Annotated in this window: 18 protein-coding genes; 12 read left to right on the top strand and 6 right to left on the bottom strand. The window is 72.6% G+C overall.

Annotation, left to right across the window (positions count from 1 at the left end):
- Window position 1 precedes the first annotated feature (1 nt).
- The 4 genes from AB0J71_RS01580 to AB0J71_RS01565 are packed head-to-tail and all read left to right on the top strand — an operon-like array spanning window position 2 to window position 3,112.
- A complete protein-coding gene (locus AB0J71_RS01580) occupies window positions 2-1,051 on the top strand; it encodes an iron ABC transporter permease (protein WP_364411939.1) in 1,050 nt (349 codons plus the stop codon).
- The gene (locus AB0J71_RS01575) at window positions 1,048-1,824 is read left to right on the top strand and encodes an ABC transporter ATP-binding protein (RefSeq protein WP_352323661.1); all 777 of its coding nucleotides are present in this window, start codon (window positions 1,048-1,050) and stop codon (window positions 1,822-1,824) included. Before AB0J71_RS01580 ends, AB0J71_RS01575 begins: the two co-directional genes overlap by 4 nt.
- Entirely contained in the window at window positions 1,821-2,459 is a 639-nt protein-coding gene (locus tag AB0J71_RS01570; protein ID WP_352323660.1) for an adenosylcobinamide amidohydrolase, read from the top strand. The genes AB0J71_RS01575 and AB0J71_RS01570 overlap by 4 nt, the downstream gene beginning before the upstream one ends.
- Window positions 2,456-3,112, top strand: a complete 657-nt coding sequence (locus AB0J71_RS01565; protein WP_364411936.1) for a Uma2 family endonuclease — start codon at window positions 2,456-2,458, stop codon at window positions 3,110-3,112. Before AB0J71_RS01570 ends, AB0J71_RS01565 begins: the two co-directional genes overlap by 4 nt.
- On the opposite strand, the gene AB0J71_RS01560 is transcribed toward AB0J71_RS01565, so the two are convergent.
- Both AB0J71_RS01560 and AB0J71_RS01555 read right to left on the bottom strand, forming a co-directional pair.
- Window positions 3,055-4,755, bottom strand: coding sequence for a hydantoinase B/oxoprolinase family protein (locus AB0J71_RS01560; RefSeq protein WP_364411933.1), 1,701 nt, complete (start codon window positions 4,753-4,755; stop codon window positions 3,055-3,057). The genes AB0J71_RS01565 and AB0J71_RS01560 overlap by 58 nt on opposite strands.
- Entirely contained in the window at window positions 4,752-6,752 is a 2,001-nt protein-coding gene (locus AB0J71_RS01555) for a hydantoinase/oxoprolinase family protein (protein ID WP_364411930.1), read from the bottom strand. Before AB0J71_RS01555 ends, AB0J71_RS01560 begins: the two co-directional genes overlap by 4 nt.
- Before the next feature lie 102 nt (window positions 6,753-6,854).
- On the opposite strand from AB0J71_RS01555, the gene AB0J71_RS01550 reads away from it, so the two are divergent.
- The 6 genes from AB0J71_RS01550 to AB0J71_RS01525 all read left to right on the top strand — a co-directional run bounded on the left by AB0J71_RS01550 (window position 6,855) and on the right by AB0J71_RS01525 (window position 14,578).
- On the top strand, window positions 6,855-8,330 hold the full coding sequence (locus AB0J71_RS01550) for a hypothetical protein (protein WP_364411927.1): 1,476 nt from the start codon (window positions 6,855-6,857) through the stop codon (window positions 8,328-8,330).
- Window positions 8,330-10,045 carry a protein kinase gene (locus AB0J71_RS01545; protein WP_364390912.1) on the top strand — a complete coding sequence of 572 codons (1,716 nt, stop codon included), beginning with the start codon at window positions 8,330-8,332 and terminating at the stop codon, window positions 10,043-10,045. The genes AB0J71_RS01550 and AB0J71_RS01545 overlap by 1 nt, the downstream gene beginning before the upstream one ends.
- 70 nt (window positions 10,046-10,115) lie before the next feature.
- Window positions 10,116-10,772 (top strand): response regulator transcription factor, encoded by a 657-nt coding sequence (locus AB0J71_RS01540; protein WP_125630960.1) that lies wholly within the window; start codon window positions 10,116-10,118, stop codon window positions 10,770-10,772.
- A 70-nt stretch (window positions 10,773-10,842) separates the two neighbouring features.
- Window positions 10,843-12,906, top strand: a complete 2,064-nt coding sequence (locus AB0J71_RS01535; protein WP_364411924.1) for a DUF6421 family protein — start codon at window positions 10,843-10,845, stop codon at window positions 12,904-12,906.
- On the top strand, window positions 12,903-13,532 hold the full coding sequence (locus tag AB0J71_RS01530; RefSeq protein ID WP_352328507.1) for an SDR family NAD(P)-dependent oxidoreductase: 630 nt from the start codon (window positions 12,903-12,905) through the stop codon (window positions 13,530-13,532). Before AB0J71_RS01535 ends, AB0J71_RS01530 begins: the two co-directional genes overlap by 4 nt.
- Window positions 13,529-14,578: a low specificity L-threonine aldolase gene (locus tag AB0J71_RS01525; protein ID WP_352328505.1), complete on the top strand. Its 1,050-nt coding sequence runs from the start codon at window positions 13,529-13,531 to the stop codon at window positions 14,576-14,578. The genes AB0J71_RS01530 and AB0J71_RS01525 overlap by 4 nt, the downstream gene beginning before the upstream one ends.
- A 7-nt stretch (window positions 14,579-14,585) precedes the next feature.
- Here the strand turns inward: AB0J71_RS01525 and AB0J71_RS01520 are convergent, their stop codons facing one another.
- A complete protein-coding gene (locus tag AB0J71_RS01520) occupies window positions 14,586-16,007 on the bottom strand; it encodes an NAD(P)/FAD-dependent oxidoreductase (protein WP_364411921.1) in 1,422 nt (473 codons plus the stop codon).
- A 57-nt stretch (window positions 16,008-16,064) separates the two neighbouring features.
- The gene (locus AB0J71_RS01515) at window positions 16,065-16,706 is read right to left on the bottom strand and encodes a DUF305 domain-containing protein (protein ID WP_352328502.1); all 642 of its coding nucleotides are present in this window, start codon (window positions 16,704-16,706) and stop codon (window positions 16,065-16,067) included.
- Between the two features lie 119 nt (window positions 16,707-16,825).
- Between AB0J71_RS01515 and AB0J71_RS01510 the strand changes: the two genes are divergently transcribed.
- The gene (locus tag AB0J71_RS01510; RefSeq protein ID WP_352328500.1) at window positions 16,826-17,527 is read left to right on the top strand and encodes a DUF3105 domain-containing protein; all 702 of its coding nucleotides are present in this window, start codon (window positions 16,826-16,828) and stop codon (window positions 17,525-17,527) included.
- Between the two features lie 94 nt (window positions 17,528-17,621).
- Here the strand turns inward: AB0J71_RS01510 and ald are convergent, their stop codons facing one another.
- Window positions 17,622-18,737, bottom strand: a complete 1,116-nt coding sequence (gene ald / locus AB0J71_RS01505; protein ID WP_352323880.1) for an alanine dehydrogenase — start codon at window positions 18,735-18,737, stop codon at window positions 17,622-17,624.
- 166 nt (window positions 18,738-18,903) lie between these two features.
- Between ald and AB0J71_RS01500 the strand changes: the two genes are divergently transcribed.
- Window positions 18,904-19,863, top strand: a complete 960-nt coding sequence (locus AB0J71_RS01500; protein WP_364411918.1) for an excalibur calcium-binding domain-containing protein — start codon at window positions 18,904-18,906, stop codon at window positions 19,861-19,863.
- Here the strand turns inward: AB0J71_RS01500 and AB0J71_RS01495 are convergent.
- Window positions 19,860-21,239: an NCS2 family permease gene (locus AB0J71_RS01495; RefSeq protein ID WP_352323878.1), complete on the bottom strand. Its 1,380-nt coding sequence runs from the start codon at window positions 21,237-21,239 to the stop codon at window positions 19,860-19,862. The genes AB0J71_RS01500 and AB0J71_RS01495 overlap by 4 nt on opposite strands.
- Window positions 21,240-21,246: the final 7 nt, after the last annotated feature.

Below are 21,246 nucleotides of genomic sequence, written 5' to 3'. Positions count from 1 at the left end.
CGTGACAGGCAAGGCGCAGCCGTCGAGGGCGCGTCCCGTCTGGGTGGCGGGCGCCCTCGCCGTGCTGGCCCTCACGATGGTCGCCGGGCTGCTCGGCGGCGCGGCGGACATCTCGCCGTGGCAGGTGGTCCTCCAGGTGGTGGACTGGTTGCCGTTCGTCTCGGCCGACTCGGGCCTCGCCCCGGTCGAGCAGGGCCTGCTGTACGAGCTGCGCCTGCCCAGGGTGCTCGTCGCCGCGGTCGTCGGCGGCCTGCTGGCCATGGCCGGCGCCGGGTACCAGGGCGTGTTCCGCAACCCGCTGGCCGACCCGTACCTGCTGGGGGCCGCCTCCGGCGCCGGGCTGGCCACGACGCTGGCCATCGTGCTGCTGCCCGGCTCGAGCGCGAGCATCCCCGTCGCCGCCTTCGCCGGGGCGGTGGGCGGGGTGTTCCTGGCGTACACGCTGGGCAACGCGGCCGGCCGCTCCGGCGGCGGCACCGGCGGCGGCACGGCGACCCTGGTGCTGGCCGGGGTGGCGGTCACGTCGTTCCTGACCGCGATCCAGACGTTCGTCCAGCAGCTCAAGGTCGAGGAGCTGGAGCGCATCTACTCCTGGATCCTCGGCGACGTCGGCGGCGGATGGGACCAGCTCCTGCTGGTGCTGCCGTACGCCGCGGTCTCCTCCGTCCTGCTCCTGCTGCACGGCCGGATGCTGGACGTGCTCAGCGTCGGCGACGAGGAGGCCGGCAGCCTCGGCGTACGGGCCGGCCGGGTGCGCCTGACCGTCCTCGTGGCCGCCTCCCTGGCCACCGCGTCGGCCGTCGCGGTCAGCGGGCTCATCGGGTTCGTCGGCGTGGTCGTGCCGCACGTCGTCCGGCGGCTGGCGGGCGGCTCGTACCGGATCGTGCTGCCGCTGTCGCTGATCGGCGGCGCGGCCTTCCTCGTGGCGGCCGACCTCATCGCCCGTACCGTGATCGCGCCGGCCGAGCTGCCCATCGGGGTCGTCACGATGTTCGTCGGGGCGCCGTTCTTCGTCGGCGTCCTGCGCATGACCAGGCGGGTGGCCACGTGATCGGCGTACGGGCCCTGTCGGTGCGCCTGGGCGAGCGCGACGTGCTGACCGGCGTCGACGCGCACGTGCGGCGCGGCGAGTGGCTGGCGATCATCGGGCCCAACGGCGCGGGCAAGTCCACGCTGCTCAAGACCGTCATGGGCGCGATCGTCCCGCACCAGGGGGAGGTCGTGCTCGACGAGCGCCCGCTCGCCGCGCTCAGGCCCCGCGAGCGCGCCCGGCTGCTGGCCTACGCCCCGCAGACGCCCGCCCTGCCGCCCGACATGACGGTCTTCGACTACGCCCTGCTGGGACGCACGCCGTACATCCCCTACCTGGGACGGGAGAGCCGGCACGACCGCGAGGTGACCGCCTCCGTGCTGGACCGGCTGGACCTGACCTCCTTCGCCGGACGCCGCGTCGGCGAGCTGTCCGGCGGCGAGCGCCAGCGCGTCGTGCTGGCCAGGGCGCTGGCCCAGCAGGCCCCCGTGCTGCTGCTCGACGAGCCCACCACCGCGCTCGACCTCGGCCACCAGCAGCAGGTGCTGGAACTGGTCGACCGCCTGCGCCGCGCCGACGGCCTGACCGTCGTCACCACCCTGCACGACCTGACCGTGGCCGGCCTGTACGCCGACAGCCTGATGTTGCTGGCCGACGGCCACGCCGCCGCCACGGGCCGCCCCGAACAGGTGCTCACCGAGGCGCTGATCGGCCGCCACTTCGACGCCCGTGTCAAGATCGAGCCGGGCCCCGACGGGCGGCCCGTGGTGCACCTGGTGCGAGGTGGGACGTGAAGCTGACCTATCGCGTGGAGGAGGGGACCCGGCTGGGCTCCCTGCTGTGGGAGTTCGGGCCCGGCTTCCGCATGATCTCCTCGGCCATGCTCGGCGGCGGCATCGGCCCCCGCGAATGGGTGCTGAACGCCCAGGTCGTGGCCGGTTACGCGCGGATGGACCCGGTGGACCACCTGGTCGAGCTGGGCCCGCCCGGCACCGGCGTCGGCATGCTGACCGCCGCCTCCGTCGACCGGTACGTGCGGGCCGCCGACGGGGGAGCGGAGGCCGTGGCCACCGTCGGGCTGCGCGTCCCCACCTGGGCCGCCGCCCCCGAGGGCGCCGCCGACCCCGAACTCGCCCCCATGCGGGCGGGCACCGTCAACATCGTGACCGTCCTGCCCGTCGCCATGACCGACGCCGCCCTGGTGAACCTGGTCATGACGGTCACCGAGGCCAAGACCCAGGCGCTGATCGAGGCCGGCTACCCCTGCACGGGCACCGCCTCGGACGCCGTCTGCGTGGTGGTGCCGCAGGACGGCCCGGAGCAGCTCTTCGGCGGGCCCCGCTCGGAGTGGGGCGCCCGCGCGGCCCGCGCCGTCCACACCGCCGTCCGCCGCGGCGCCGAGGCGTGGCGCCCCGGTGACTACAGGTGACTATCTTCGGGAAGTACGATGTCGACGAGGGCGTGACTCCCGATACTGAGTGGGTGACCGCATTGGCGATCGAACCGACAACGAGGCGCACCGTTCTTCCCGGCGCGCCGCCGTTCACAGTCGACGACCTGCTCAAGTTCCCCGACGACGGGAACCGTTATGAGCTCTTCAACGGGAGCCTAGTAGTGAGCCCTGCCCCCACCCCCCTGCACCAGCGAGTGATCTCTCGGCTACTGGTGCTCCTCGACGACGCGGCCCCCCTCGGGCTGGAGGCGTTGACGACTGTCAACGTGCGTCCCGGCGAGAAGGACTTCTACATCCCCGACCTCGCCGTCGTGCCGGAGAAGGCGTGCGAGTCGGTGCCGCTCATGTTCGCCCCCAGCGACCTGCTGCTGGCAGTGGAGGTGGTCAGCCCCGGCACGCGGGCCTTCGACAGGACCACCAAGGCGGCGGCCTACGCGGCAGCCGGAATCCCCGTCTACTGGCGTGTGGAGCCTGACGAGGGGCCGACGCTCTACGTCCACGAGCTCGACGACGACTCCTACAAGGGGCCCGTCGCGTACGAGGCGGGCACCACGGTCAATCTCTCGGCGCCCTATCCGGTGAGCTTCGATCCGGCCGTTCTGGTCGCCCCGCGGGGTTCGAAGCCGTAGTCGGTCGCGGCGCCTTCGGGGGTGATGTGGCCTGACTCCAGGTCGGCCAGGATCGCCGCCGGGTCCCTCTCCGACGGGGGGCCGAGGCCGCCGCCGCCCGTGGTCTCAACGACGAACGCCTCGCCCGCCGCGAACCGCACGTTGTTGACCTTCGAGGCCAGGCGTTCCACCCGCCCGTCCAGGTGGCGCTTGTGGAAGCCGCCCACCCTGCCGGGCAGGCCGCCGTCGCGGCCCGGGGGCGGGAGGCGGAGGCGGTCGCCGCGGGTGGTGACGTGGCAGTCGGCCAGGAAGCGGTAGACGGTACGCGAGCCGAGCCCGCCCCGGAAGCGGCCGGGGCCGCCGGAGTCGGCGATCGTCCCGACCGACTCCACGATCAGCGGGCAGCGGCTCTCCACCGGCTCGGCCTGCGGCACCGAGTTGCGGCCGATGCCGAAGTGCACGCCCGTCGCGTCCGGCCCGTCCAGCCCCTGCCGGGCGCCCACCCCGCCGAAGTCGTAGGACAGGTGGATCCAGTACGGCGCCCCCACCGCGGCGATCGAGAACGGCTGGAGGATCCCGCTGGCCGCGATCGCGCGGTCCGGCATCGCGTCCGACATCGCCTGGAACACGGCTTCCATGGCGGCGTAGATGGGGACGTACCGGCCGCCGCACGGATACGGGGAACGGGCGTTCAGCAGGGAGCCCTCCGGCAGGACGACCTCGATCGCGCGCAGGCAGCCGTCGTTCATCGGGATCGTCGGGTCCAGGAAGCAGCGCACCGCGAAGACGGCCGCCGCCAGCGACTGCGACGCCGAGGCGTTGATCGCGGCGGGCACCTGCGGCCCGGTGCCGGTGAAGTCGAGGACGGCCGCGTCCCCGCCGAGCGTGACGGCGACCCGTACGTGGTGCGCCACCCCCGGCCGCACCCCGTCGTCGTCGATCGGGTACGACGCCTCGAACCGCCCCCGGGGCAGCTCCGCCAGTGCCGCGCGGGTCCTGGTCTCGGTGTGGTCCAGGTAGTCCTCGACGCCCGCGGCCAGGCCCGCCACGCCGTACTCGGCCATCAGGGCCGCCACGCGGGCCGCCGCGACCGCCGTCCCGGCCACCAGCGCCCGCACGTCGCCCATGACCTTGTCGGGCGTGCGGCTGTTGGCCCGCAGGACGGCCTCCACCGCCGGTTCGAGGCCGTCCCGGGTGGCCAGGCGGACCGGCGGGAGCTGGAGCCCTTCGAGGAAGATGTCGGTGGCCAGCGGCGCCATCCCGCCGGCCGACAGCCCGCCCAGGTCGGAGACGTGGATCATGGTGGCGGTGAAGTACGCGGGGACCCCGCCGGCGAACACCGGCCGGTAGACCAGCAGGTCGTTGGTGTGCACGCCGCCCCGGTAGGCGTCGTTGAGCGCGTACGCCTCGCCGGGCCGCATGGTGTGCAGCGGGACGTCCTTCAGCAGCTCAGGCAGCGCGGCCTTCAGGGCCATGCTGTTCATCAGCGTGGTCGCCATGGACTGCGCGACCAGGCGGCCCCCGGCGTCCAGGATCGCCGCCGAGGCGTCGGAGCCCTCCACGATGAACGTCGAGTACGCCGACCGCACCACCACGATGCTGGCCTCCTCGGCGGCCACGACCAGCGCGTTCCTCAGCACCTCGGCGGTGAGCGCGTCGTTCACGGCGCATCCTCCAGGGTCAGGCGCACGGCGCCCGACGGCTCCGCCATGGCCCGCCAGCCGGGCGGGACGACGATCGTGGACTCGGCGTCCTCGACGATCGCCGGGCCGCGCACCCGGTCCAGCGTCCGCCGCGTGTGCACCGGGACGTCGAGCCACCCCCCGGCCTCGGGGAAGTACGCCCTCCTGCCGCCCTCCGCGCCGCCACCGGACGGCGCGGGCCGGGCGGGAGCGGGGCCGGGGCCGGGGGTGGGCGTGGCGGCGTCGGTGACGCGGACGCGGTAGCTGACCAGCTCGATCTCGCCCTGCTGGACAATCCCATACACCTGCGCATATTTCGCGAAGAATCGTGAGGCCAGTTCCTCCCGCGACTCCGCCCAGTCCACGGTCAGGTCGTGCGACTGGCCCTTGAACCGCACGTCCACCGACCGGGCCACCCGCACCCGGGCGAGGCCCAGATCGGCGGCGGCGTCGGCGGCCAGCGCGGCGAAGACCTCCTCCGGGTCGGCCGCGTCCAGCCGCGACAACACCCGGTCCGTCGAGAGCGCCCCCGCCAGCAGCCCGGCCGCCGAGGCCACCCCGCAGTACGCGGGCACCACCACCGTCGCGATCCCGAACCGCCGCGCCACCCCGGCCGCGTGCATCGGCCCCGCGCCGCCGAACGCCACCAGCGCGAACCCCCGCGGGTCGATCCCGCGCTGGACCGTCACCACGTGCACGGCCGCGGCCATCGAGGCGTTGACGATCTCGTGCACGGCGTGCGCGGCCTCCTCCCGCGACACCCCGAGCGGCCCGGCCAGCCGGTCCACGGCCTTGGCCGCGAGCGGCGCCGACAGCGGCGTCGAGGCCGAGGAGAGGTAGCCGAGCACGAGGTCGGCGTCGGTCACCGTCGGCTCGCCGCCGCCGAGCCCGTAGCACGCGGGACCGGGGGAGGAGCCCGCCGACCGGGGCCCGACGCGCAGCGCGCCCGCCGGGTCCAGCCACGCGATGCTGCCGCCGCCCGCGCCGACCTCGGCCAGGTCGATGGCCGGGGTCTTGATCGGCACGCCGGTGCCCGCCCGCCGCCCGCCGAAGCTGCCCTTGCCGCCCACGTGGAACTCGTGGGTGATCTCCGGACGCCCCCCGCGCACCACGCACGCCTTGGCCGTCGTGCCGCCCATGTCGAACGAGATCACGTCCGGCAGCCCGGTCCCGGCCGCCGCCAGCACCCCCGCGGCCGGGCCCGACTCGATGGTGGACACCGCGCGCCGGGCCGCCAGCTCGGCCGAGACGACCCCGCCGCCGGACTCCATGACGTGCACGGGCGCGTCGATCCCGATCGCGGCCAGGCGCTCGCGCAGGCGCGACAGGTAGGAGGTCATCAGCGGGCCGATGTAGGCGGACATGACGGTGGTGGTGGCGCGCTCGTACTCGCGGATCTCGGGCCAGATCTCGCAGGAGGCCACCACGTGCGGCACGTGCTCGCGCAGGATCGCCGCGGCCCGCCGTTCGTGGGCGGGCTCGGCGTAGGAGTGCAGCAGGCAGACGGCCGCCGAGGTGATGCCGCGCCGGGCGATCTCCGCCGCGGCCCGCCGCACCGAGCCGGGGTCCAGGGGGGTCAGCACGGCGCCGCGGGCCGAGACGCGCTCGTCCACCTCGAAGCAGTCGCCGGGCGCGACCGGGGGAGGGGGCGGGGTGAAGCGCAGGTCGTACCGGTCCTCCTCCACGCGGGCGTAACGGCCGAGCGGGACGGCGGCGCGGAAGCCCCGGGTGGTCACGAACGCCACCCGCGCGCCGGTGCGTTCGAGCACCGCGTTGGTCGCCAGCGTGGTGGCGTGCACGACCCGGGTGACCCGGGCGGGGTCCACGGATCCGAGCGCGCGAGTAACGCCGGTGAGTATGCCCGCGATGGGGTCGTCGTGGGTGCTCAGACACTTGGCCACGGCGACGACCCCGCCGGGGCCGCTCAGGACCACGTCGGTGAAGGTGCCGCCGACGTCGACGCCGATCGCGAACCCCATCCCGGTACGGTAGATCCCCGAGCAAGCGCTTGTCTATGTATCGATCTATTGACTTACGGCATCTGATTGGGAACCTGGACCTATTCAGTGTTTGGAGCCAAGATGGCGCGCATCACAGCTCTGGCGGGCAGCGTGGCGGCGGCGCTCGTGCTGCTCGCGATCCCCGCGGCTCTTCCCGCCGCGGCCCACAACCATCCCAGCGGGATCACCGACCTGGTGACGCCGGCCGTGGTGCGGGTGGAGGCGGTGTCCCATGTGGAGATCACTCTGCTCGACCACATCGGCGAGCTGAAACACGTGGAGCGCTCCTACGACATCCCGTTCGCCTCGGGCACGGGGACGGTCGTCAACCCCGAGGGCGACGTCGTCACGCTCAGGCGCAACGCCGTCAACCCCGATGACGTCGCCGTCTACGCCGCCAACAAGATCTTCGCCGAGCACCACAAGGTCAAGATCCCGCTCGACTACCAGAAGCACAAGCTCAAGGACGACCTGCTCGACCACCACCTGCAGGAGTGCTACCCGCCCAAGACCAGCACCGCCACCTGCATCATCGACGTGACCACCGACATCACGGTGTTCACCAACGTCTCGCCGCCCGGCCAGGGCCTGAAGTACAAGTGCATCAAGGCCGGCAAGACCCCCGACACCCCCGCCGTGCTGGTCCCGCTCACGCCCGCCGCCGGCAGCGTCGGCATGCCGACCGCGCCGCTCGCCGACAAGGTGCCCGAGCAGGAGGGCTCGCCGACCAACGTGGCCGGCTTCCTCGGCCGGCCGGGGCCCGGCGTCCAGGAGACCGTGCAGATCGCCCACCTGGCCAAGGGCGGCCAGGCCGGGGTGTCCGGCAGGCCGTTCGCCGACCCGGAGAAGAAGGTGGACGAGCCGGTCAAGCTGGGCGCGCTGGCCGACCAGGGCCTGGCCGGCGCGCCGGTGATCGGCGACAAGGACGGGCACGTCATCGGCATGCTCATCGGCGGCGGCAAGTCGGCCACCATGCTGGGCGTCAGGGAGATCACCGCCACCCTGGCCGCGGCCAAGGTCGCGCCGCGCCGGGGCGCGATCGACACCGCCTTCGAGGCCGCGCTGACCCGCTACCACACCAGGTACTACACCGAGGCGGCGCCGGGCTTCCAGCGCGTGCTGGAGCTCTACCCCGGCAACGTGGTGGCCGCCACGCTGCTCAAGACGTCGCTGGCCAAGCGCGGCGGGCCCGAGGACCAGGGCACCAAGCAGGCGGCGGCGCCCCCGTCGCGCTCCACGCCGCTGTGGCCGTTCCTGGTGGCGGCCGGGCTGCTGCTCATCGCCGGGGCCGGCCTGGTGTTCCTGCTGTGGCGGCGGCGGGCCCCGGACAGACCGGTCGAGCTGCCGGAGCCCCTGCCGGTGCCCTCGCCCTTCGACGAGGGCGCGAGCCAGACCGTCGTCGTACGGCGCTCGCAGCCGTTCCTGGCGGTCCCGCAGCAGCAGCAGGTGATGACCGCCCCCGACTCGCCGCCGGTCAAGTACTGCACCTCGTGCGGCATGAGGCTCGGCCCGGCCCATCGATTCTGCGGCTACTGCGGCCATCCCATCGAGACGTGATGCAATTGAACGACAGATCGCTCATCGGCCAGGAGGTGGCCGGGTACTACATCGAGGACATCGTCGGCAAGGGCGGCATGGCTGTCGTCTACCTGGCGCTCGACCCCCGGCTCAGCCGCCGCGTGGCGTTGAAGATCCTCAACCCGGTGCTCTCCGTGGACGACAGGTTCCGCCAGCGCTTCATCCTGGAGTCCAGGACGGTCGCCAGCATCGAGCACCCCAACATCATCCCCATCTACGAGGCCAACGCCGACGCCGACGGCGTGCTGTACATCGCCATGCGCTACGTGGACGGCCTCGACCTGCGCCGGCTCATCTACGACCGGGGCCCGCTGCCGCTCGCCCAGGCCAGCCAGATCTTCGCCCAGACGGCCGCCGCACTCGACGCCGCGCACGCCCACGACCTGATCCACCGCGACGTGAAACCGGCCAACATCCTGCTGGCCGGCGACCACGTCTACCTGACCGACTTCGGCATCACCAAGCACCGCTCGTCGATCTCCGGCCTGACCCAGACCGACCAGTTCATCGGCACGCCCCGGTACATGTCGCCCGAGCAGATCAACAAGGAGCACATCGACGGCCGGTGCGACCAGTACGCGCTGGCCTGCGTGGTCTACGAGGCGCTGAGCGCGCGGCTGCCGTTCCAGCGGGAGAACGACATCGCGCTGTTGTGGGCGCACCTGGCCGAGCAGCCCGCGCCGCTGTCGCAGCTGCGTCCCGAGCTGCCGCCGCAGGTGGACGTCGTGATGGCGCGCGCGCTGGCCAAGGCGCCCGAGCAGCGTTACGCCACCTGCGCCGAGTTCGTGACCGCGCTGCGCGACGCGATCAGCGGCCAGGAGGCCGAGCCGGGCGGCCGGCACCCGTCGGGGCCGCATCTGGTCCCGCACGCCGTCCCGCGCACCGGCCCGCACGCGGCGCCGGTGCCGGGAGCGGCGGGCCCGCTGACGGGCCCTCGTACGGGGCCCCAGGCCGTCCCTCAGACCGGGCCGCAGCAGAGCCCGTACGCGGTGCCAGGGACGGGCCCGCACGGCCTGGGGCAGCCCTCGGGGCCGCACGAGGACCATTCCCGGCGCGCCGCCCCCACCCATCCCACGGCGCCGGCCAGGCGGCCGGGGCGGCTGCCGATCGTGGTGGTCACGCTGGTGGCCGCCGTGGCCGCGCTGACGCTGGTCGCGATGATCATTTTCAACCACCGCGGCGACACCTGGTCGCGCTACGCCGCCAGCGCCGCCGCGCCGCTGGCCTTCGAGTACCCCGGCGACTGGACCGCGCGCACCCACCAGGACCTGTTCGCCGTGGCCTCGCCGCACGCCACCGAGTTCGAGTCGCTGTTCGTGGCCGGTCCCGGCGCCGACTGGTCGGCGATCTCCCAGATCGTCGCCGACGACCCCGACAGCGCCGTGGGCGTGTACGTCCAGGTCTCCGACACCCTCGACGCGGGCGGCGACTCCGAGCAGATGAAGAGCAAGATGGACAACCTGCTGCCCGGCCAGGTGGATCTGGGCAAGCCGGTCCAGGACCAGGCGGGCAGCAGCCCGGCCACCCGCTTCGACGGCGTGCTGCACGACCCGGCCGGCGGCACCCGGCTGGGATTCGTCAGCTACGTCATCGACCGTCAGCCCAAGACCATGCTCGTGATGTACTTCTGCGCCAAGAACACCTGCGACGACGCCGTCCAGACGCGCATCAGGCAGAGCGTGCGCCTTTCGTAGACTTGTAACTGACTTGTGCCCGGCTTGACCTGGGTGTCCAAGCCGGGCATCGGCCGTCTACCCTCCGCCTGTGGGCATACGAATCGTCATCGCCGACGACCAGGCGATGGTCAGGGCCGGGTTGCGCATGGTCGTCGAGAGCGACCCCGGCATGGAGGTCGTCGGCGAGGCCGGCGACGGACGCGAGGCCATCGCGGTGGCCCGCCGCACCAGACCCGACATCGTCCTGATGGACATCTCCATGCCGCGGCTCGACGGGCTCGCCGCGGCCAAGGAGCTGCTGGACACGCCCTCGCCGCCCAAGGTCATCACGCTGACGACGTTCGACACCGACGAGAACCTCTACGCCGCGCTGCGCGCCGGCACCAGCGGGTTCCTGCTCAAGGTGTCGCCGCCCGAGCAGCTGCTGGAGGCGATCAGGGTGGTGCACGCCGGCGACGCGCTGCTCGACCCGGCCGTGACCAGCCGGGTGATCGCCACGTTCGCCGGGCGCGCCGACCCCACGCCCTCGCCGATGCTGGCCGAGCTGACGCCGCGCGAGCTGGAGGTGCTGCGGCTGCTGGCCAGAGGGCTGACGAACGCCGAGATCGCCAGAGACCTGTACGTCGGCGAGGCCACGGTCAAGACGCACGTCGCCAGGGTGCTGATGAAGCTGTGCCTGCGGGACCGGGCCCAGGCGGTCGTCTTCGCCTACGAATCAGGGGTTGTGCGCCCTGGTGCGGCCTGAGGTTTGACGGACAGGGGGGTATGTATGTGTATATTTTCCGTGAGAAGGCGGTAGCAACAGGAGATATTTCATGCCATCGTTCCCCCGCGTGCTGTTCGACGAGGCCCACAGCGAGTCGTGGACCATCCGCCGCGACGTCGCCGAGACCATCAATCCCGCCCACCCCGACGACAACAGCTACGCGCGCGCGGCCGCCGCGCTGCGCCATCTGGGGCACGACGTGCTCGCCCACACCGAGGGCGCCCTCACGGCCGGGGCGCTGGCCGGCCAGGACGTCCTGGTGATCGCCCACCCGTCCGGCGACCGGTGGGAGCGCACCACCGGCCACGGCAGCCCCGTCTTCGCCCCCGCCGAGCTGGACGCCGTCGAGGCGTTCGTGGCCGAGGGCGGCGGGCTCGTGGTGCTGGCCGAGGAGGAGCAGGACAAGTACGGCAACAACGTCGCCGAGCTGCTCGCCCGCTTCGGCGTCGGCGTCGGTCACACGACCGTGCGCGACCCGAAGAACGCCCACCGCGAGGTCGCCACCTGGGTGCTGGCCGAGCGCGCCACGGGCGACGGCGTGCTGGCCGGCGTGCAGCGGGCCTGCTTCTACCGCTCGGGCGTGCTGACCGCCCCGCAGGAGGCGACGGTCCTGTTCGCCACCTCGGCCACCGCCGACCCGGCGGGCGCGCCGCTGGCCGTCGCCCTGCGGCACGGCAAGGGCCGGGTCGTCGTGTTCGCCGACTCCGACCTGTTCGGCGACGACTCGATCGAGGACTACGACCACCGCAGGCTCTGGGGCAACGTGATCACCTGGGCCGCTCGCGTCCCCGGCGGCGACGAGGCCGCCGGCTCCCGGGACGAGGCCAAGGCCGCGCTGTTCGCCCGGCTCAAGGAGGCCGTGGAGGAGCTGCGCCCGCTGCAGGTCAAGGACGGCTCGGTGCCGGAGGAGAAGGAGCGGGCCAAGGCGCTGGTCGCCGAGATCGGCCGCCGGGTGGGCGAAATTTCGCCTTATTTCCCCCATGACGCCGCGTACCTCCAGGCCGTCCAGGACGACCTGGCCGCCTGGGCCGAGCAGGACCTCGGCGTGCCCGACTTCCTGCGCGCCCTGGACCTCTTCCACCCCGACACCCAGCGCGTGGACGGCCTGGAGCACGTCGTGGTGTTCCCCATGTACACCCAGAACGGCAACCTCAACCGCAACCTCGAAGCCGTCTGGATCCGCACCATCTGGCCCGACTGGCTGGCCCGGCTGGAGGCGGGCGGCTACGACAACCCGATGTTCGTGCCGATCGCCTTCGAGGACTTCACCTCCGGCTACGACACCCACTCGGCCGTGCTGTTCCCCGAGACGGTCGCGGTGCGCCAGGCGCCGGCCCGCTTCACCTGGGGCGGCATCTTCGCCGACCGCGAGTCCGCCCGGTTCCGCCGGGTCTCGGCGGCGGCCGCCGCCACGCTCCGGCTCGACCTGCCGCCGGACGCCGCCCGCCTGCTGGACTCCCAGCAGCTCGCCCAGGACACGTTCGTGCTGTGGGACCTGATCCACGACCGCACGCACAGCCACGGCGACCTGCCGTTCGACCCGTTCATGATCAAGCAGCGGATGCCGTACTGGCTGTACTCGCTGGAGGAGCTGCGCTGCGACCTGACGGCGTTCGGCGAGGCCGTGGAGCTGGAGGGCAAGGGCGTGCCGCACGCCCGGTACGTGCAGCTCGCCATCCTGTTCGACCGGCTGTTCAGGTTCCCGGTCACCGGTGACCGGGTGCGCAACTACGACGGGCTGGGCGGCCAGCTGCTGTTCGCGTACCTGCACCGCAACGACGTCATCCGCTGGACCGACAACCGGCTCACGATCGACTGGGAGCGGGTCGCGGGCGGCGTCGCCGACCTGCGGGGCGAGGTCGAGAAGCTGTACCGCGACAGCATCGACCGGTCCAAGCTGGCCCACTGGCTGGCCGCGCACGAGCTGGTCAGCGCGTACGTGCCGCCGGCGCCCGGCTCGGTGTGGGCCAAGGGCGTCCAGGCCCTGCCCGAGGAGCAGAAGGCCAAGGTGGACGCGGTGCTGCCGGACGAGTTCCCGCTCAGCATGTTCTACGAGGCCCTGCGCCGTAAGCTGACAGACGTGGTCGAGTCGACTAAGGGGATCCGCGCATGATCATCCTGGTGACGGGGGCCGGCGGCCCCACCGGGGAAGCCGTTTCCGAGCACTTCCGCAAGCAGGGGCACACCGTGATCGGGGTCGACAAGGACGACGTCGACCTGCTCGACCGCGCGGCCGTCCAGGACCTCGCGGCCCGGATCGACGCCGAGCACGGCCGGGTCGACGGCGTGGTCCACCTGGTCGGCGGCTGGCGCGGCTCGCGCACGTTCGCCGACACCCGCCTGGAGGACTGGGACGCCCTGCACGACCTGCTGATCCGCACGCTCCAGCACGTGTCGCTGGCCTTCGAGCCGCTGCTGCGCAAGAGCGACAACGGCCGGTTCGTGATCATCTCCGCCAAGGCCGCCCAGCGGCCCACGGCGGGCGGCGCGGCCTACGCGGCGGCCAAGGCGGCCTCGGAGGCCTGGACGCTCTCCCTGGCCGACGCGCTGTCCGACACGAACGCGGCAGCGGTCATACTGGTGGTGAAGGCCCTGGTCAACGACGCGATGAGGGCCGCGAAGCCGGAGGCGAAGTTCCCCGGCTTCACCGACGTCGGCGACCTGGCGGCGGCGATCGCCGGCCTCTACGACCGCCCCGCCGCAGACATCAACGGCACCCGATTGGACCTCACTTCTTGATCCCCCGGCACGACCCCCAGCTCAAGGCGTTCGCCAGCGACAACTACGCCGGCGTGCACCCGGAGATCCTCCAGGCCATCGTCCAGGCCAACGGCGGTCACCAGATCGCCTACGGCGACGACGTCTACACCGAGGCGCTGCAGCAGGTCTTCCAGCGGCACTTCGGCGACGGGGCGCGGGCCTGGCCGGTCTTCAACGGCACGGCGGCCAACGTGGTCTCGCTGCGCGCGATGACCGCCCACTGGGAGGCGGTCATCTGCGCCGAGAGCGCCCACATCCACACCGACGAGGGCGGCGCCCCCGAGGTGGCGGGCGGCATCAAGCTGCTCACCGTGCCCACGCCCGACGGCAAGCTCACCCCCGAGCTGATCGACCGCCAGGCGTGGGGCTTCGGCGACGTGCACCGGGCCCAGCCCAAGGTGGTGTCCATCTCCAACACCACCGAGTGGGGCACCGTCTACACGCCCGAGGAGATCGCCGCGATCTGCGCCCACGCGCACGAGCTCGGCCTGCTCGTCCACCTCGACGGCTCGCGGCTGACCAACGCCGCCGCCGCGCTCGACGTGCCGATGCGGGCCCTGACCACCGACGCGGGCGTGGACGTGCTCTCCTTCGGCGGCACCAAGATCGGCCTGCTGTACGGCGAGGCCGTCGTGGTGCTCAACCCGTCGGCGGCCACCGGCGTCGACTACATCCGCAAGACGTTCATGCAGCTGTCGTCCAAGATGCGGTTCGTCTCGGCGCAGTTCGAGGCGCTGCTCTCGGGCGACCTGTGGCTGCGCAACGCGCGGCAGGCCAACGCCATGGGGCGGCGGCTGGCCGAGGCCGTGGGGCGCATCCCGGGCGTCAGGCTGCCCCGGCCCGTGGAGGCCAACGCGGTCTTCGCGATCCTGCCGGCGGACGTCACCGAGCGGCTGCAGAAGCGCTTCCGCTTCTACACCTGGAACGAGGCGACCGGCGAGGTGCGCTGGATGTGCGCCTTCGACACCACCGAGGCGGACGTCGACGCGTTCGCGGCGGCGGTCGCCGAGGAGATGCGGGCCTGACCGGCGGTCAGGAGGCGTGCCGCTCCGCCTGCGTGGCCAGGCGGGCGGCCTGCCAGCCGCCCATCCCGTGCACGCCGGGCCCCGGCGGCGTCGAGGACGAGCAGAGGAACACCCCCGGCAGCGGGGTGCGCCACGGCGCGGCCGACCAGACCGGCCGCCGCACGAGCTGGACCAGGTCGTTGAGCCCGCCGCCGATGTCGCCGCCGACCAGGTTGGGGTTGCCCGCCTCCAGGGCGGCGGGGCCGGTGGCGTGCCTGGCCAGCACCCGGTCGCGGAAGCCGGGCGCGTACCGCTCGATCTGGTCCTCGACGGCGTCCGTCATGTCCACGGCCGAGCCGTTGGGGACGTGGCAGTAGGCCCACAGCGTGTGCCCGCCCCTGGTCGGATCGGCCGCGTACGGCTGCACGACCAGCACGTACGGGCGGGGCGAGTGCCGTCCGGCGGCGACCTCCGCCTCGGCGAGCGCGATCTCCTCCAGCGTCCCGCCCAGATGCACGGTCCCGGCCCGCGCGACCTCCGGGTCACGCCAGGGCACCGGGCCGTCGAGCGCCCAGTCCAGCTTGAAGACGCCGGGCCCGTACCGGTAGCGGCGCAGGCCGCGGCGGTAACCGGCGGGCAGGTCGGCCATCGCGAGGAACTGCCGGGGCGTCACGTCGAGCACCACCGTCCGGGCGTCGAGCTCGTCGAGCCGCTCGACCCGGTGGCCGGTCACCGCCTCGCCGCCCAGCGAACGCAGCTCGGCCACCAGCGCGTCGGCCAGCACCTGTGAGCCGCCGCGCACGACCGGCCAGCCCACCAGGTGGGCCAGCGCCCCGAGCACCAGCCCGTAACCGGCGCTGACGGGGGAGCGCAGGTCGAGCATGGAGTGCGCGGCCAGCCCGGCCAGCAGCGCCCGCCCCTCGACGGTGCGCAGCGCCACCCGGCCGAACGTCGTGGCCGGCAGCGCGGCCGCGGCCCCGAACCCGGCCGCCCGCGCGAACGTGCCCGGCCCGGCCCGCCACGGCCCGAGCGGGCTGAGCAGCACCTCCATGAGCGGGAACCCGGCCCGCGCCGCCGCGCCCGCGGTCGCCTGCCAGACCCCGCCGTCCCTGCCGAGCCCTTCAGCCGTACGGGCCGCGTCGCGGTGCAGCAGCACGGCCGGACGGTCGTCGAGCGGATGGGCCGCGGCCACCGGGGGATGGGCGAACTCGACCCCCTTGAGGTCGAGCGCCCGCAACGCCGGCGAGGCCAGCGCCATCGCCATCACGGTGGCGCCCAGGTCGTGCACCCGGCCGGGCAGCGTCAGCTCGCCGGAGCGCAGCCCGCCGCCGAACCGGTCGGCGGCCTCCAGCAGCAGCACCTCGCGCCCGGCGCGGGCCAGCATGACCGCGGCGATCAGCCCGTTGGGGCCCGACCCCACGACGACCGTCTCAGCCCTTGCGGTGATCATGGCGCCCGCCCTTCCGCGCTCCGGGCCTCCAGCCTCTCACGCCGCCCCGGGCGGGGTTCAGGAGGCCAGGATCGACGGGTACGGCTGCGCGCCCCGCTGCTTGAGCAGGTCGGTCATCAGCTTGATCTCACCGCTCTGCCCCTGGACGATCTTCTGGGCCATGCCGGCCACCTCGTCCCGCTTGGACAGCTTGAGCAGCCCCTCGGCCATCTCCACGCCGCCCTCGTGGTGGCGGATCATGAGCTGCAGGAACAGCACCTCGGCCTGGACGCCCTGCAGCTCCTTGAGCTTGGCCAGCTCCTGCGGCGAGGCCATGCCCGGCATCGTGCCGGGGGCGGTGCCGGGCGTCGCCGGCGTGGCGCCGTGGCCGTGGCCCGCCATCCAGGCCATCGGCCGCTGGTCGGTCGCCTGGTCGAGACCCCACTGCTGCAACCAGCCCTGGAACATGCCGCGCTGGTTGGACTGCGTGGTGATGATGTCGAAGGCGAGGTTCCTGATCTCCTTGGCCGGGTTCTTGTCCCGGATGACGAACGCCATCTCCACGGCCTGCGCGTGATGCGTGGCCATGTCGCGGGCGAACCCGGCTTCGGGCGAGGAGTCGCCGGGCGTGGAGTCGCGGCCGAACAGCAGGAACGCCGCGGCGAGGAGCACCAGCACGGCGCAGACGATCAGAACGGGTTTTCTGGCGGGCTTTTCCATGGCTCGTCCAGCGTACCCATGCCCGCGCAAGCTGTGATCCGACGCTTATGCGCCTCTTATTCTCCGCATACGCCGGTAGGGCATAGGGTGACCGGAGTCAGGTAGCCGTTGGAGGGACGATGACGAAGGAGAAGGCGCAGGCGAGGCGCGAGCATCTGCAGAAGATGCGGGCCGAGCAGCAGCGCAAACAACGCCGCGCCGCACTGCTCATGTGGGGGACGGGCGGTCTCATCGTCGTGCTCCTCGTCGGCGTGGTGGGCGTCTACCTGGTCAACCAGGCGCGCGCGACCTCGCTCGACGCGGTGGCCAACTACAAGTACGAGGCCGGCCAGCACGTCGCCAAGACGGTCACCTACAAGGAGACCCCGCCCGTCGGCGGCGAGCACAACAACTACTGGCAGCAGTGCGCGGTCTACGACAAGCCGATCCACAACGAGCACGCGGTGCACTCGCTGGAGCACGGCGCGGTCTGGATCACCTACCGCCCCGACCTGCCCAAGGCGCAGCTCGACGCGCTGAAGGAAGTGGCCACCTCCACCGGCCAGCAGGACTACATGCTGGTCAGCCCCTACCCGGGCCTGCCGGCGCCGATCGTCGCCTCGACGTGGGGCCACCAGCTCAAGCTCCAGGACCCGTCCGACCCGAAGCTCCCGGCCTTCATCAAGAAGTACCAGAACGGCCGTGACACCCCCGAGCCGGGCGCCATCTGCGGCGGCCAGGACGCCATTACCACCACGGCCGACCAGGCTCCGCTGCCGCCCGCGCCGACGGGCAACACCCCGATGGAGACGCTGGCGCCCTCGCCCAGCCAGTCCAAGTAACACCCCTTCGCCAGACGTCGAGGGCCCGGCTCCGGCCGGGCCCTCGACATCTGTCCGGGGTTCCGCCGGAGGTCGCCGGCCAGCGGGCCGCGGCTCAGGCCAGCACCTCCTCCAGCGGCGTCCACTCCAGGCCGTGCGCCTCGGCCACCGGCCGGCTGGTCAGGCGTCCCTCGTGGGTGCTCACGCCCGCGGCCAGGGCGGCGTCCGTACGGACCGCCTCGCGCCACCCCTTGCCGGCGACGGCCAGCGCGTACGGCAGCGTCACGTTGGTCAGCGCGAACGTCGAGGTGTGCGGCACCGCGCCCGGCATGTTGGCCACGCAGTAGAAGACCGACTCGTGCACCCGGTACGTCGGCTCGGCGTGCGTGGTCGGCCGCGAGCCCTCGAAGCAGCCGCCCTGGTCGATCGAGATGTCCACCAGCACCGAGCCCGGCTTCATCCGGCTCACCAGGTCGTCGGTGACCAGCGTGGGCGCCTTGGCCCCCGGCACCAGCACCGCGCCGATGACCAGGTCGGCCTCCAGCACGGCCTTCTCGATCTCCAGGGTGTTCGACGCGACCGTCTGGCAATGGCCCTGGTAGATCATGTCCGCCTGGCGGAGCTTGTCGATGTTGCGGTCGAGGAGCAGCACCTCGGCCTGCATGCCGAGCGCGATGGCGGCGGCGTTCATGCCGGACACCCCGGCGCCGATCACCACGACGTTCGCCGCCCGCACACCGGACACGCCGCCCATGAGCACGCCCCTGCCGCCCTGCGAGCGCATCAGGTGGTACGCGCCGACCTGCGGCGCCAGCCGTCCGGCCACCTCCGACATCGGGGCGAGCAGGGGCAGCGAGCCGTCCCTGTTCTGCACAGTCTCGTAGGCGATGGACGTGACGCCCGAGTCGAGCAGGGCCCTGGTCAGGGGGCCCGAGGCGGCCAGGTGGAGGTAGGTGAACAGGATCTGGCCCTTGCGCATCCGGTGGTACTCCTCGGCCACCGGCTCCTTCACCTTCATGATCAGGTCGCACGTGGCCCACACCTCGTCGGCGTGCGGCGCGATGACGGCGCCCGCCGCGGCGTAGTCCTCGTCCGGGATGGCCGAGCCGAGGCCCGCCTGCCGCTCGACGTGGACCTGGTGCCCGTGGCGTACCAGTTCGTGGACGCCCGCGGGGGTGAGTGCGACGCGGTACTCGCTGTTCTTGACCTCGCGGGGAACTCCGACCTTCATGGGGTCATCCCTCGTTCGCGTGGAAAGTTGTCGCCAACCTGCGTTCTCATTTCCATTTTTCCTCCGATCTCACAGATGGGTGAGGATTTTTCGGCTGATTACCCCGCTGCTGCCCGTCCTCGATAAGCTCACCGGCAGCCCGAACGTCAGGATGGGGTCGTCAACGATGGACAGACCGGTAGAGGCGCCTCCCGCGGAGCCGGAAGAGCCGGAGGAGCCGAAGGCCAGCCGTCTCACCACCCTCGTGCTGACCGTCTCGCTGGTGCTGGTCGTCGTCGTGGCGGGCGTGCTCGGCACGGTCGCCGTCCTGATGACCAAGAGCCCCGACAGCCCGCTGCTCGGCGGCGCGCCGCCGCAGCGCCTGGCCACGCCCATCCACTTCGCGCCGGTCAAGGAGACCAAGACCGCGCCCTGCCCGGGTGAGCCGGCCGTGCTCGACGAGCAGCAGACCACCTGTTACCTCCTGGAGGACGGCGTCACGGTCGGCGCCGTGCAGCGGATCGAGGCCGTCCGGGGCACCGACAACTCCTACTCGGTGCGCATCGCGGTCGCGCCCGTCTTCAAGAGCCGGCTGGTGCGGCTCATCGACGAGCTCCAGCCCACGCAGCGGCAGGTCGCGATCGTGCTGGCGCCCGAAGGCGAGCAGACGCCGAAGACGGTCCTGGCCGCGCCGGTCGTCACCCAGAGCATGGACGGCGACAGCCTGAGCATCGCGGGCTTCACCAAGGAGGAGGCCGACGCGCTGGTGGTCCGGATACTCGGCGCGTCGCCGTCCCAGCCGTCCCAGCCGCAGCCGTCCCAGCCGGCCACCGACCAGCAGCCCCAGCAGCCCACCAACCAGCAACCGACGGACCAGCAGCAGCCCACGGACCAGCAGCAGCCCACGAACCAGCAGCCGCCGAACCAGCAGCCGCAGCAGCCCACGGACACCGGCCAGGGCACCGCGACCACCGGCACGACCGCCCCCGCGGGCGTCGCCCGCGTCCCCGACAAGCGGTACGCCAGCTGCAAGGAGGCCCAGGCCGCCGGCGACGGCCCCTACACGCGCGGGCGGCACGAGGAGTACTCCTGGTATCCCGACCTCGACCACAACGGCGTGGCCTGCAACAGCGCTGACATCCGCTAGCCGAACAGGGCCCGGAGGGCGTCGATGCCGAAGTAGGCCAGGAAGACCAGCGAGACGGCCCACAACAGCCACGGGATCTCCGCGAACCGGCCCCTGGCCGCCTTGATCAGCGTGTACGAGATCACCCCGGCCCCCACCCCGTTCGTGATCGAGTACGTGAACGGCATCAGCGCGATCGTCAGGAACGCCGGCACGGCCAGCTCGATGTCGGTCCAGGGCACGTTCTTGGACTGCGTCATCATCAGCGCCCCGACCAGCACCAGCGCGGGCGCCGCCGCGGCCGCCGGCACCACCGCGGCGATCGGCGTGAACAGCAGCGTCAGCCCGAGCAGCGCCCCGGTCACGACGCTGGCCAGACCCGTGCGCGCCCCCTCGCCCACACCGGCGGCCGACTCGACGAAGACGGTGTTGGCCGAGGCGCTGACCGAGCCGCCGATCATGCCCGCGACGCCGTCGACGGTCAGGATGCGGCCCAGCCGCGGCACCCGTCCGACCTGGTCCACGAGCCCGGCCTCGTCGCTGACGCCGATGATCGTGCCCATCGCGTCGAAGAAGCCCGACAACACCAGCGTGAACAGCACCACGGTCGCGGTCAGCGCGCCCGCCCTGGCGAACCCGCCGAACAGGTCGAACTGCCACACCAGCCCGAAACTCGGCGCCGCGACCAGGGACTCGGGCATGTGCGGCACGACCACCCCCCACTCCTTGGCGGGAACCGGCACCAGCGAGTTGACCACGACGGCCAGGACCGCGGTGACCGCGATGCTGACGAGGATGGCGGCCGGGGTCCTGCGCACGTACAGGACGATCATCAGCAGCAGGCCGAAGCAGAACAGCGTGACCGGCCAGCCCGTGAGGTGCCCGGTCGCGCCGAGCTGCACGGGGGTGCCGGTGCCCCGGGCGACGAAACCCGCGTCCACCAGGCCGATCAGGGCGATGAACAGGCCGATCCCGACGCTGATCGCGTGCTTGAGCGCCAGCGGGATCGCGTTCATGATCAGGGTGCGCAGGCCGGTGACGGCCAGGACGATGATGACCGCGCCCTCCAGCACGACCAGGCCCATCGCCTGCGGCCAGGTCATGTGCGGCGCGGCCTGGTAGGCGACCACCGCGTTCAGCCCGAGCCCGGCGGCCAGCGCGAACGGCGCGTTGCCGACGAACGCCATGAGCAGCGTGGAGATCGCGGCCGCCAGCGCGGTCGAGGTGGTCAGCTCGGCGATGGACAGCCGGGCGCCGGTGACGTCCGTCGCGCCGGCCAGGATGATCGGGTTGAGCAGGATGATGTAGGCCATCGCCATGAACGTGGTCAGGCCGCCGCGGACCTCGCGTCCGACGGTCGTCCCCCGCCCGGTCAGCTCGAAGAGTCTGTCGAGCACCACACGT

This window comes from Nonomuraea sp. NPDC049637, from assembly GCF_040675235.1.
Classification (GTDB): Bacteria; Actinomycetota; Actinomycetes; order Streptosporangiales; family Streptosporangiaceae; genus Nonomuraea.
The sequence above is the reverse complement of the archived record's forward strand: the minus strand, read 5'-3'. Positions and strand labels throughout refer to the sequence as shown.